Genomic DNA, 12,875 nt, shown 5'->3' with positions numbered 1-12,875 from the left:
TTACCACTTCTTGGAAAGCTTGAAGGTGATGGTTCGGCTGTCACCCCAGCCGCAGACGGAGATACCGGCGCAGCCCTTGACGTATTCCTTGTCGAAGACATTGGCGACGTTGATGGATGCGGTCCAGTCGTCCTTCTGGTAACGGACCGCGGCATCGAAAACAGCGGCGTCAGGAACGCGCAATGTATTCGCCGCATCCGCCCAGGATTTGCCCTGATACCGCACACCACCGCCGATGCTCAATCCGTCAAGTGTATCCGTGGTGAAAGCATAGTCCAGCCACAGCGAAGCGGTATGGGCGGGCACGATCCATGGCGATTTGCCAATGAGATTTGGATTGGCGTCGCGGGTAATGTCGATATCGGTGTAGGAATAGGAGGCAAGTGCCTTCCAGTTTTCATTGAGATTGGCTTTGGCCTCCAGCTCGAAGCCGGTGGATTCGACCTGTCCGAACTGGCCGCTGGTGGTCACCCCACCCGCCGTATAGGACACGATAGCATTATCCTTGACCAGCTTGAAGACCGAGGCGGTGATGCTGCCATCGAACAACGTCGGCTCGTATTTGATGCCGGCTTCGAACTGGTGGCCTTGTTCCGGCACGGCGGGTGTGCCGTCTGCAAGCGTATCGATAAGCGGATTAAAGAAGGTGGCGGCGGAGACGTAGGGCGTCAGGCCATTGTCGAATTCGTAGGCAAGGCCGGCGCGGCCGCTCAGCGCGTCGTCATTGGAGCGGCGGGACAGGCCCGTCGGCAATCTGTTGTTCAGCTCCGTATCGACATAGTCGTAACGGCCATTCAGCGTCACAAGCCAGCCATCTCCGAACCGCAGCTGGTCCTGCGCATAAATGCCGATCTGCTGTTGGGTCACGATATTATCGGCATAAACGAAATTCGTTCCCTGCGCCGAACCGTAAACCGGATTGAGCGCGCCGATCGCATTCGAGCCGCAGCAGGCCTGCACCTGATCCAGCCGGTAATATTTATAGTCCAGACCAAAGAGCAGTGAATGGCTGACAGCGCCGGTATCGAACTGGCCTTCCACTCGGTTATCCACACCGAAGCTATCAAGCTTCGACACGCCGTCGTAACCGAAGCGGGTCAGCATATAGTCCTTGGTGATCGGATCGAGTCTCGGCTGGCCGTTGGCATCGGCATTTGCCCAGCCGCCGGGATAGGGCCCGGTCTCGTGCTTGTACAGATGCCCATAACGGGCGTTCTGACTGATCTTCCAGCCATTGTCGAATTCATGGCTGACCTCGTAGCCCACCATCGATTGATAGACGCGGCCGTTATCAAGGTCCGGCTCACCATAAAAGGCTTCACGGTTGAGCTTGCCGAAGGGCGCGTCGGCCACGGTGCCGACATAAGGCAGGAAACCGTTGCCCACATGCACCTGGTCAAGCGCCGAAAAATACCCATAGAGCGTGGCGCTTGTCTGCGCATCCGGCTCGAAAGTGACTTGCGGCATGATGAAGCCGCGCAAATCCTCGGAGTAATTCGTATAGTTGTCGCCGCCCGAGACCTTGCCGGTAACGCGGTATTTCCATACGCCCTCATCATCCACCTTGTCGCCGAGATCGAAACCGAAGAAAGCGTTGCCGAAATTATTGATGCCGATTTCCGTTTCGCGAACGCGTTCCTCCTGGGTGCGCTTGCGGATCATCTCAACGATGCCACCGGGATTGGCGCCGCCGTAGAGCACCGACGCAGGCCCCTTCAGGACTTCAACCCGCTCCAGACCATAGGCATCCATCTGGAAACCGCCGAAACCGTAACTGAACAGGTTCAGCCCATCCAAAAACACCCCAGTCTGGGTGGCCTGAAAACCGCGAATGTAAAACCAGTCCGTATCCGGATCCGTGCCAAAGGGCTCCGCCGTCACGCCAGGGGTATACCGCAGCACCTCGTCGATCTTCGTCACCGCGCCGCGATCGTTCATTTCCTGGCGGCCGACGACCGATACGGATTGCGGAATATCTCTGGTTTCCGTCTCGGTTTTTGAACCCGTCGCGCTTTTCTTCGCGACGTAGCCCCGGACGGGACCGGTTGCGTTTTCCGCGCCCTGCCCGTCAACGGTAATCTGCTGAAGGACGGTTGTGTCCTGCGCATGCACCATCGCGGGCGCCAGCAAAACTACGGCAGCCGTTCCCAAAGCCAGATGGCGCAAAAACATCCCATGCAAATTTTTCAAGATATGCCCCGAAAACATCGCGACCATATTGATATCCCAAGGGTCGCAGCACCTCAATTAAGCTGAGTATTTACATCAGGATTAAGGCACGATGCTTGTCGTTTTCTGGGTGGATTTGAAGCTTATTGGCCTCTCGCACAATTTTGCGCCCGCAATTTATCCGGCGGAGCTTCGATGTCAGCTCTTGCGCCGGCCGATCCTTGCAAGTTGCATGACCGGAAGCATGCCGATGACGACGATTGCCAAGGCTGCGATGGCCGCCTCCTCGTAGGTGCCACGCGCCGCTTCGCCATAAAGATGGGTGGCAAAGGTTTCGAAATTGAGCGGCCTCAACAGGAGCGTAGCGGGAAGCTCCTTGACGCAATCCACGAAGATCAGCAGTGCCGCAGCCGCAAGTGAGGCCTTGGAAAGCGGAAGATGGACGTGTCGGAATGTCTGCGTTGCGGATCGCCCGAGCGTTCGCGAGGCGTGATCGAAGGACTGCGGGATGCGGCTGAGGCCAGCATCCACCCCACCAGCGGCAATGGTAAGGAAACGTGCGGAATAGGCGTAGATCAGCGCGGCGCCACTGCCGATGAAGATGAGGCCTGTCGATATGCCGAACCAGTCGCGCATGGTCTCGTCGACAAAGCGGTCAAAGCCGCCGAGCGCGATCAGGACGCCGATGGCGATGACCGTTCCGGGGGCGGCATATCCCACCGTCGAAAGACGATAGGACCAGAGCGACAGGCGGCCCGGCGCAAGGCGCATGGCGTAAGCGACGACAAGGCCGAGAATGAGGGTGATCACCGTCGCCACCCCGGCAAAGACGATGGTGTTCAGGGCCTCATCGGCAAAACGGGGGGACAATCCGTTGAAACGAAACCGTTTCCATGCCTCGGTGACGAGATAGCTGGCTGGCGCCATAAAACCGATCAGGACCGGCAAGCTGCCCGACAAGAAAGCGGCCCAACCCTTCAGGCCATTGAGCCGCAGCGGCTCCAGTTGCCTGCTTTTCTGCGCAGAGACCGCGTAGCGCTGCTTGCGTCGCGCCCAGCGCTCAAGCGCCACGAGGGCGACAACGATGAACAGCATGGAAAGCGCAATCTGCGCCGCACCCGGCAGGTCGGATTTCGTGACCCAGGTGGTGTAGACGGAGACGGTGAGTGTGCGGACGCCAAGAAATTCGGACGCGCCGATATCGTTCAGCGCTTCCATCAAGGCAAGGCTGACGCCGACCGCAATCGCCGGGCGCGCCAGCGGCACCGCTACCTTGAAGAAAGCCGCACGTCTGGAGACTCCGAGCGTGCGCGCCGCTTCCAGCAGGTTGCCTGCCTGCGTGAGGAACATGGCGCGCACGGGAATATAGACATAGGGAAACAGCACGAAGCCGAGAAGGACGATGCATCCGGTCATGGACCTTATGTCCGGAAGACGGAATTCACGCGGGCTGGAATAGCCGAGCAGCCAGCGGATCGCGCCCTGCACAGGCCCGATGGGATGCAGAATATCCAGATAGGCGTAAGCGACGATATAGGTGGGCATGGCCAGCGGCAGCAGCAGCGCCCATTCCAATATTTTGCGGCCGGGAAAATCATAGGCGGTGACCAGCCAGGCGGCACAGGTTCCGACGATACCTGCCAGCAGCCCGACACCGGCAAGAAGGATCGCCGTATCCGGAAGCGCCGTCCAGAGCACGGTTGAGCCCAGATGCGACCAAAGGCCATCAGAACCCTGCAACGCCTGCGAGACAAGCGCCATAACCGGAACCATGGCGCTGCAAACCGCCAGCACTGAAAGGCACAGCCACCAGAAGGAGGATGAAAATCTGGCTCGGGCACGAGGTGACAATGGCTGGGTGGCGTCTGGGTTCATGTGCTTCTGGAAAATACGCGGAAAGGCGCCCGCAATTGCGAACGCCTTTCACATGTTATCGCTGATTGGCCTTTACTTGTCGAAACCGACCTTGTCGACCAGCTCGCTCGCCTGCTTGCGATGCGATACGATTTCCGTCAGCGGCTTGTTATCGATCTTCAGCGTGCCGAACGAAGCGACGATCTCGTTGAGAGCCGCGCCCTGCTTGACCGGATATTCGTAGTTGGCCTCGGCATAGATCTTCTGAGCTTCGTCGGAAACGAGATATTCCAGAAGCTTGACAGCTTCCGCCTTGTTCGGCGCATTCTTCGCCACGGCTGCGCCGCTGATATTGACCTGCGTGCCGCCATTCTTGAAGGTCGGCAGAACCACCTTGATGGCGTCGCCCCACTTCACCTGCTCCTCGCCGCCCTTGCCCGAGCGCATCAGGCCGACATAATAGGAGTTGGCGATACCGATATCGCAAATGCCGCCGAGGATGTCCTTGGCGACATCGCGGTCACCGCCACCTGCCTTGCGGGCGAGGTTTTCCTTGACTCCGGCAAGCCACTTCTCGGTGTCTTCAGCGCCATAATGGGCGATGTAGTCCGCAAACAGCGCCGTATTGTAGGGATGCTGTCCGGCGCGAATGCAGACCTTGCCCTTCCACTTCGCATCAGCGAGATCTTCATAATTGAAGGAAGCGAGATCGAGATCCTTGGCTGCATACAGAACGCGGGCTCGCATGGAAAGCGCGAACCAGTGACCCTTGGCATCGCGCAGCTCAGCGGGGATGGCCTTGCTCAGGGTCTCGGATTCGACCGCCTGCGTTACGCCCTTTTCAGCGAGATCGACAAGATTGCCGGCGTCCACCGTCATCAGAACGTCAGCCGGCGAACTCGCGCCTTCGCTCAGCACACGCTCCGCAAGGCCGTCCTTCAAAAACACGGTATTGACCTTCACGCCGCTCGAAGCGGTGAAGGAGTCCAGGAGGGGCTGAATGAGGCCGGGCTCGCGGGTGGTATAGATATTGAGTTCAGCGGTATTGGCTGCGCCGGCTGCAAAGGCAACCGTGCTGGCAAGCAGGGCGAACCCGGTAAATTTCTTCATGTTTTGTCTCCCTCTCCGATAACGGCAATAGGGGGAGCAGACATCATACATGATGATACAAATCAAGTTTTATTTCGCCATTTTCCGCCGCCTTTTGATCACCAACAGTTGAAAACGGGGAGAAAATGAACATGCAAATGAGCTCATTCAACTTCAGGTAAATATCAGCACGCCCTTCGGATCAATTCCGAAGCGTATCGCCCGCGTCTTGGCGGCTGTACGCTGCATTGTTCTGACGCGAAGATCAGCTGGTAATCCGGGCACGGCGATGCCGAGCTGTTCGATCTCCCCCAGGAAGACCCGGCTCGATATTTCGCCAGCGATACCTTCTTTCGCGGTGTCTTCGATAATCGAAATCGCATTGGGCCGAACATAGGCAACCGCCGCGAGGCCATCGGGCAGATCGGAGGCATCCCCCAGCAGGCCAAGCGGCGTTTCCACACGACCCTGCCTTACCCGTCCTTCAATCTTGTTGAAGGCGCAGAAAAAATCAGCGGCATAGCGGGTCTTGGGATGGTCGTGGATTTCGTAACCCGTGCCGCTTTGCACGATCCGTCCGCGCTGCATCAGAATCACGCGATCGCCCGCCGAAAGCGCTTCTTCTGGATCGTGGGTAACCATGATTGCCGTCGTGCCCAGCTGGCGTAGAAGACCGAGCGTCTCTTCGCGCACATCGTCACGCAATCCCCTGTCCAGATTGGAAAAGGGCTCGTCCATCAGCAGAAGGCCAGGCTGCGGGGCGAGTGCACGTGCAAGCGCGACGCGCTGCTGCTCACCGCCCGACAGCGTATGCGGATAGCGTTTCGCAAGTTCCTTGAGATGCACGTGTTCGATCATCTCGGCAGTGCGCGCCCGGGCCTGCGCTTTCGGCAGCGAGCGGAGGCCGAACATGACGTTCTGCTCGACGGTAAGATGCGGGAAGAGCGCATAATCCTGAAATACGAAACCGATATTGCGCTTTTCGGGCTCGATGAAAGCTCCAGACCCGGCCACGACAGCGCCGTTCAGGGAAACGCTGCCTTTATCGGGTGTCTCCACGCCTGCGATGATACGCAGCAAGGTTGATTTTCCGCAGCCGGAGCGCCCTACAAGGCAAATGATCTCACCGCTTTCGACGGACAGATCGATGTCGGACAATACATCCGTATCACCGAATTTCTTGCCCACCGATTTCAGTTCTAGCGCTGCGCTGCCTGCCATTTTTAATCCTGCCCTGCTTTGCGAATTATGTTGATCGCTCAAATCAGGATTAAAGTCAAAAAAGACCGGGAAAATGCGTTTCCATCACGAGTTGGCGAGATGTGCGGCAGCAATATTGACGTTTACGTTAGAGTTAAATAGGTTTCGCCGATAAGATGGACGTCAAGGGATTACGCGTCTATCATTCGTCACCGGGGAGCGGGAGGAGCAGTCGATCCGGTGACGTCACAAGTGGTTCCCTCACGCCGGCAGATGTCGACCGGTGCGGGAGCCTCGTGAACATCAGGCAGCCGAAAGCGCTGTTCACGCGTTCCACAGAATGCGCGGCGCGAAGAGACTCTGGGAGGAGCAGCATGAGTGAATTGTCCCTGGGACACCCGCAGAACGCCGTCATTGGGAAGCGCTGGCTGTCTTCCTATCCGCCGGGCGTTCCTTCCGAAATTCCCGTATCGACCAATGCCTCCCTCGTCGATCTTCTCGAAAAGAGCTGTGTGCAGTTTGCCGACCGGAAGGCCTTTTCCAGCATGGGAAAGTCGCTGACCTACCGGGAACTGGACGCTGAAACCCGAGCCGTCGCCGCCTGGCTGCAGGCCAGAGGACTGGAAAAGGGCGACCGGGTTGCCGTGATGATGCCGAACATCCTCCAAAATCCGGTTGCGGTTTATGGAATCCTGCGGGCAGGCATGGTGGTGGTCAATGTCAATCCGCTTTACACACCGCGCGAGCTGGAACATCAGCTGAAGGATTCCGGCGCGAAGGCGCTTTTCGTGCTGGAGAACTTTGCACATGTGGCGCAGCAGGCGGTGCCGAAAACCGCGGTGCGGCACGTGGTCGTCGCGGCGATGGGCGATCTTCTCGGCCTCAAGGGACATATCGTCAATCTGGTCGTCCGCAAGGTCAAGAAACTGGTGCCCGCCTATACCATTCCCGGCTCCATCAGCTTCAAGGCGATGCTGAAGGAAGGTCAGGGATTTTCGCTGAAGCCGGTCAGCCTCACGGCGCAGGACATTGCTTTCCTTCAATATACCGGGGGCACGACTGGTGTATCCAAGGGTGCGGTTCTCACGCATGCCAACCTTCTGGCCAACAAGCTTCAGATCAGCCTGTGGCTGGACGCCGCCTTCAACGGCCAGAAGGATCGCCCTGAAGTTCTCAACTTCATCTGCGCGCTGCCGCTCTGCCACATCTTCGCCTTGACGGTGAATTCGCTGATGGGCATTGCGCTTGGCGGCCACAATCTGCTGATTGCCAATCCGCGCGATATTCCCGGTTTTGTGAAAGAATTGTCGCATTATCAGCCGCATATTTTCCCCGGCATCAATACGCTTTTCAACGCGCTGATGAACAACGAGGATTTCCGCAAGCTCGATCTGTCGTCGCTCATTCTGGTTCTCGGCGGCGGCATGGCGGTGCAAAGGCCTGTCGCGGAACGCTGGCTTTCCATCGTCGGCTGCCCCATTGCGGAGGGTTACGGCCTCTCCGAGACATCGCCGGTTGCCACCGTCAACCGCCTCGATTCCACGGAGTTCAGCGGAACCATCGGCCTGCCGATCTCTTCCACCGAAATCGATATTCGCGACGAGGACGGCAACAGCCTGCCCACTGGAGAGGTCGGAGAAATCTGCATTCGTGGGCCGCAGGTGATGGCGGGTTATTGGCAGCGGCCGGACGAGACGGCAAAGGCGATGACATCAGACGGCTTCTTCCGTTCCGGCGACATGGGCTTCATGGATGAACGCGGTTATACCAAGATCGTCGACCGCAAGAAGGACATGATCCTCGTCTCCGGTTTCAACGTCTATCCGAACGAGGTGGAGGAAGTGGCCGCCAGCCATCCAGGCGTCCTGGAATGCGCCGCCATCGGCGTTCCGGACGAGCACTCCGGCGAAACCGTCAAGCTTTTTGTGGTCAAGAAGGACCAGTCGCTCACGGAAGCGGAACTCAAGGCTTTCTGCGCCAAGAACCTGACAAACTACAAGCGGCCGAAGATCATCGAGTTCCGTACCGAGCTGCCGAAATCGAATGTCGGCAAGATCCTGCGGCGCGAATTGCGCAATCTGAACTGAACGAAATCGAGCCGGGTGACCGGCTCTTTTCTTTTATCGAAGCCGCCTTGATTTGGCCGCCTGAAAAAGAATAGTTTCCTCATCCTTCCACGGAAGCCGAGGAGCACGAGATGCAGGCCACCATCGAAAAACTGAAAGCAACGGCGAGCAGCACAGCCGCAACCGATCTTCGCGCCGCCTTTGCGGCCGATGACAAGAGATTCAGCCGTTTCAGCGCCAAGTTCGACGACCTGCTGATGGATTATTCCAAGTGCGCCGTGAATGAAGAGATCGTCACGCTTCTCGAACAGCTTGCACAAGAAGGCGGCGTCGAGGCCAAGCGCGAGGAGATGTTTTCCGGCAAGGCGATCAATTTCACCGAAGACCGTGCCGTCCTGCATACCGCGTTGCGCAATCGCGGCAACACGCCGGTTCTCGTTGACGGCAAGGACGTGATGCCCGATGTGAACGCGGTTCTGTCTGCCATGGGCAAGTTTGCCGATGCCATCCGTTCCGGTTCGCTGAAGGGCGCGACCGGTAAAAAGATTACCGATGTCATCAATATCGGCATTGGCGGTTCCGACCTCGGCCCGGTCATGGCAACGCTGGCACTGGCACCTTTCCATGACGGCCCGCGGGCGCATTTCGTCTCGAACATTGATGGCGCGCATATTGCCGATACGCTGAAGCTCATCGACCCCGAGACGTCGCTCTTCATCGTGGCGTCGAAGACCTTCACCACCATCGAGACGATGACGAACGCCGCCACGGCGCGCCGCTTCATCGCCGAAAAGCTGGGCGAAGACGCCGTCAAGCATCACTTTGCCGCGGTTTCCACAGCGCTGGACAAGGTTACCGCCTTCGGCATCGAAAGCGACCGCATCTTCGGTTTCTGGGACTGGGTTGGCGGCCGTTACTCGATCTGGTCTGCCATCGGGCTGCCGCTGATGATCGCCATCGGGCCGGATAATTTCGGCAAGTTCCTGGATGGCGCCCACGCCATGGATCGCCACTTCCGCGAGGCGCCGGTCCGTGAAAATCTGCCGATGTTGCTCGGCCTGATCGGTTTTTATCACCGCAACGTACTGAATTACCCGACGCGGGCGATCCTGCCCTATGACCAGCGGCTGTCGCGTTTCCCGGCTTATCTGCAGCAGCTGGACATGGAATCGAACGGCAAGGGTGTGACCATCGACGGCACGCCGGTCGAAGGCCAGTCCGGCCCGGTCGTCTGGGGCGAGCCCGGCACGAATGGTCAGCACGCCTTCTATCAGCTGATCCACCAGGGCACGAGCGTCATCCCGGCGGAATTCATGATCGCAGCCAACGGTTTCGAGCCCGAACTGCGCCACCAGCACCAGCTTCTCATCGCCAATTGCCTGGCGCAGTCGGAAGCGCTGATGAAGGGACGGACGCTGGCTGAGGCAAAAGCCCAGCTCACCTCCAAGGGCGTGGACGACAGACATGCGGATTTCATTGCGCCGCACCGTGTCTTCACCGGCAATCGTCCGTCCATCACCTTCGTCTACGACAAGCTGTTGCCATTCGCGCTTGGCCGCCTGATCGCGCTTTACGAACATCGCGTCTTCGTCGAAGGCGTGCTGTTCCGCATCAACTCCTTCGACCAATGGGGCGTGGAGCTTGGCAAGGAACTGGCGACCGGCCTGCTTCCGGTCGTCGAAGGAAAGGAAAGCGCCGCTGGCCATGACAGCTCTACGCAGGGCCTGGTGAAGGCGCTGGCGGGTCTGGCGGGGTAAATCCAGGCACTGCAATTTACGAAAGCCGGAGGGCGACTTCCGGCTTTTTTCAATGCAGCGTTGATCGAATGTCATTTGGAGGTGCATATGTCGTTCCGGCCGGGCAGGGACTTTCTGGAGTTTCACAACCTGAGTGCGGACGCGATCTTCTCGATCATCGACCGCGCGTGCGCTCTGGCCGAGGACTGGTTACAAGGCACGATGCCACAGACGCTCAAGGGAAAACGTGCCGGGCTGATCGTTGACGACACCGGCTGGCGCAATACCGCCGCCTTTGATCTCGGTATCCAGGCGATGGGCGACACCTGCGTTACCGTTCCGATCAACTTTAACGGCCGAGAAGAGATTGCCGATCTGGCTGGTTATCTCGACAATTGGTTCGATCTTTTGATTATCCGCACGAAGGAACTCTCGACACTCCGGGCACTTGCAGCCGACATGCGCGCACCTGTCATCAACGCGCGGACAAAATTCAATCATCCATGTGAAACGCTTGGTGATTTAGCCTATGTGAAAAGCCTGAGGGGCCAGACAGCCGGCCTCAAAATCGTCGGTGTAGCACCGGACGCCAATATTTTACGCTCTTGGGTCGAAGCCTCGATTTCCCTGCCCATTCAGGTCACGCAGGTTTACCCGGATCAATGGCACGTCACGGATGCCGCGCTCATCAATCCGAACTTCCGGGCGAGCACGGACATGGACGAGCTACTGGATGCGGATGTGGTCATTACCGATTCCTGGCCGTCCGACGCCAATCATCATCTGGCCGATTATCGCATATCCGCCTCCCTTCTCGACAGGATGCGGCCTGATGTGATTTTTTTGCCCTGTCCGCCAGTCTCGCGTGGCCAAGAGGTGACCGCGGACGCAATGGCCCATCCGGCCTGTCAGAGCCGGTCGGCAAAAGCTTTTCTTCTACATGCCCAGAATGCCCTGATGGAATTTCTTCTCGCCTAAGGCACGGGCTCCAGCCTCAAATATAAAGCGCCGCCATCTTGCGCCACGCACCCGCCCGATGCGCGCGGCCTTCCCAGACATGCATCTGGTGCCCCACCTGCTTGCCCGAAAGCACGTGGCTTAAGTGGTGATTGTTGTCCAGAAAGGGGTCAGCGTCGCCAATGGTGAAGACCATGTCGATGCGGCGCAGGTGATCGAGCCGCCATGGGCAGTTTAACCCGGGGAGAAAGTGGCTCGGCATGTGGAAATAGACGTCATCGTCATAATAGCCGTCGAATAGATCACCGAAAGACTCCACCTCCATCGTCAGGTCATAGCGGCCGGAAAAGGCGACGAGCTTGGTGAAGAGATGCGGGTGACGGAACACGAGGCTGGCGGCCTGAAAGGCACCGAGGCTGCAGCCCTGCACGATGGTGCTGCCGTGCGGATTTTTCTCTGACATCAGCGGCAGCACTTCGCCCAGAATATAGGCCTCGAGTGCGGCGTGACGTCGGAGACGGTCAGCGGGGTGGTTGTGGCCCGCGTAGAAACTTTCCCGTGCCAGACCCTCGATACAATAAAGCTGGAGGTGGCCGGCCTCCAGCTTGTGAGAAAGACTTTCGACGACGCCCAACTCCTCATATTCGAAGAAGCGCCCGTCGCGTGTCGGGAACATCAGCACCTTCGCGCCGGCATGACCGAATATCAGGAGCTCCATGTCGCGATGGAGCCTGTGACTATACCAACGGAGATATTCGCGTTTCATGGCACCTTGAAAAACCGTCTGACCTTGTCCTTATGGACCGCATCTTGCGATGCGCTGTCAGGGTAATCGAAATGCCCGGCGTCGAGGATGAAGATTTCATTAAATTTTGACGGCGGCAAAGCGTTGGCCACCGCGAACTGGCAGGGCGGCGCCACGGCTGGATCAAAAAGCGCAGGCGCAATCAGCATGGGCACGCTTATGCGGGCGGCCGCGCAGGCCGCATCGAAGAGGCGCAACGTTTCAAGCACATGGGCGTGCGTCTTCGCATAGGTCTGGACGGCGTCCGCGCTGCCGACCGTTGGCAGCGTCAGCCAGAACGGTCGGTGGCCGAAGGTCGGCACGACGAGATGGCCGCGGTCGATACGCTTATCATAAGGGATCGCAAGAGCGCCGATACCACCCCCGAAGCTGATTCCGCTATAACCCACCTGCCCTTCCAGCCAGGGATAAAGGCTGACGAGCGTCGAGACCGCGATCCAAAGGTCATCGACACAGCCTCCGATAATATAATCGTCTTTCCGCTCGATATTATAGAGAACGTGAAGGGCCGGATCGGATGAAATCGGCGGACAGGCACTCAGCGACAGTCCACGAAAGCAGGGAAACAGCACGGCTGTCTCTTCCACCGACACATCGAAATCAGGCTCGCCGCGCCCGCCATAACCGTGGCCGACGACCAGGCCGCGGCGGACCTGTCCTTCGCGCGGCAACAGCAGCCATCCACCGATACGGAAACCGTCGGTGGAGGTGTAGGTCAGATCGAGGACCTGCCAACGGGGATCGCTCAGCTTGCTCCGGCGCAGCACCGGGCGCGGATCAGTGGCGAGCGCGCGGCGATAGCGCTTCTCCCAGAAGTCATCGAAACCGGGTGGCGCTTCCGGGGGCGTGATGGCAAGCAACTGCTCGCGTTGCATGCCGTAGGTCGGGTCGAAATCAAAGGGATGGGCTGTTGAAACACTCATGCGACGCTTGTTTCTCGAAAAAACAGCAGACACAAGCTTGATAATACCGAAATAACGGTTTTTCACGATTTTGGCG

General features: G+C 58.5%; 9 protein-coding genes. 3 read left to right on the top strand and 6 right to left on the bottom strand.

Annotated elements, in window-relative coordinates; genetic code table 11:
- From EGT36_RS08345 to EGT36_RS08330, 4 genes are all read right to left on the bottom strand, one after another.
- Positions 1 to 2,208 (bottom strand): TonB-dependent siderophore receptor, encoded by a 2,208-nt coding sequence (locus EGT36_RS08345; protein WP_169692048.1) that lies wholly within the window; start codon positions 2,206 to 2,208, stop codon positions 1 to 3.
- Between the two features lie 159 nt (positions 2,209 to 2,367).
- A complete protein-coding gene (locus EGT36_RS08340) occupies positions 2,368 to 4,044 on the bottom strand; it encodes an ABC transporter permease (RefSeq protein ID WP_037089363.1) in 1,677 nt (558 codons plus the stop codon).
- Positions 4,045 to 4,116: 72 nt separating this feature from the next.
- Positions 4,117 to 5,133 (bottom strand): Fe(3+) ABC transporter substrate-binding protein, encoded by a 1,017-nt coding sequence (locus EGT36_RS08335; RefSeq protein WP_125270240.1) that lies wholly within the window; start codon positions 5,131 to 5,133, stop codon positions 4,117 to 4,119.
- A gap of 153 nt (positions 5,134 to 5,286) precedes the next feature.
- Positions 5,287 to 6,333, bottom strand: a complete 1,047-nt coding sequence (locus tag EGT36_RS08330; protein ID WP_125270239.1) for an ABC transporter ATP-binding protein — start codon at positions 6,331 to 6,333, stop codon at positions 5,287 to 5,289.
- Positions 6,334 to 6,686: 353 nt separating this feature from the next.
- Here EGT36_RS08330 and EGT36_RS08325 point away from each other — a divergent pair, with 353 nt between their 5' ends.
- From EGT36_RS08325 to EGT36_RS08315, 3 genes are all read left to right on the top strand, one after another.
- Complete coding sequence (locus EGT36_RS08325) at positions 6,687 to 8,399, top strand: long-chain fatty acid--CoA ligase (protein ID WP_037089366.1); 1,713 nt, start codon at positions 6,687 to 6,689, stop codon at positions 8,397 to 8,399.
- 110 nt (positions 8,400 to 8,509) lie between these two features.
- Positions 8,510 to 10,135, top strand: coding sequence for a glucose-6-phosphate isomerase (pgi, locus tag EGT36_RS08320; protein ID WP_125270238.1), 1,626 nt, complete (start codon positions 8,510 to 8,512; stop codon positions 10,133 to 10,135).
- An 87-nt stretch (positions 10,136 to 10,222) separates the two neighbouring features.
- A complete protein-coding gene (locus EGT36_RS08315) occupies positions 10,223 to 11,092 on the top strand; it encodes an ornithine carbamoyltransferase (protein WP_125270237.1) in 870 nt (289 codons plus the stop codon).
- Positions 11,093 to 11,108: 16 nt separating this feature from the next.
- On the opposite strand, the gene EGT36_RS08310 is transcribed toward EGT36_RS08315, so the two are convergent.
- A complete protein-coding gene (locus EGT36_RS08310; RefSeq protein WP_037089368.1) occupies positions 11,109 to 11,837 on the bottom strand; it encodes an esterase family protein in 729 nt (242 codons plus the stop codon).
- A complete protein-coding gene (locus tag EGT36_RS08305; protein ID WP_037089593.1) occupies positions 11,834 to 12,799 on the bottom strand; it encodes an acetylxylan esterase in 966 nt (321 codons plus the stop codon). The genes EGT36_RS08310 and EGT36_RS08305 overlap by 4 nt, the downstream gene beginning before the upstream one ends.
- Between the last annotated feature and the right edge of the window lie 76 nt (positions 12,800 to 12,875).

Source organism: Agrobacterium sp. FDAARGOS_525 (genome assembly GCF_003938925.1).
Lineage (GTDB): Bacteria > Pseudomonadota > Alphaproteobacteria > Rhizobiales > Rhizobiaceae > Agrobacterium > Agrobacterium pusense.
Note: the sequence above shows the minus strand (reverse complement) of the source record. Positions and strands in the feature narration are given on the sequence as shown.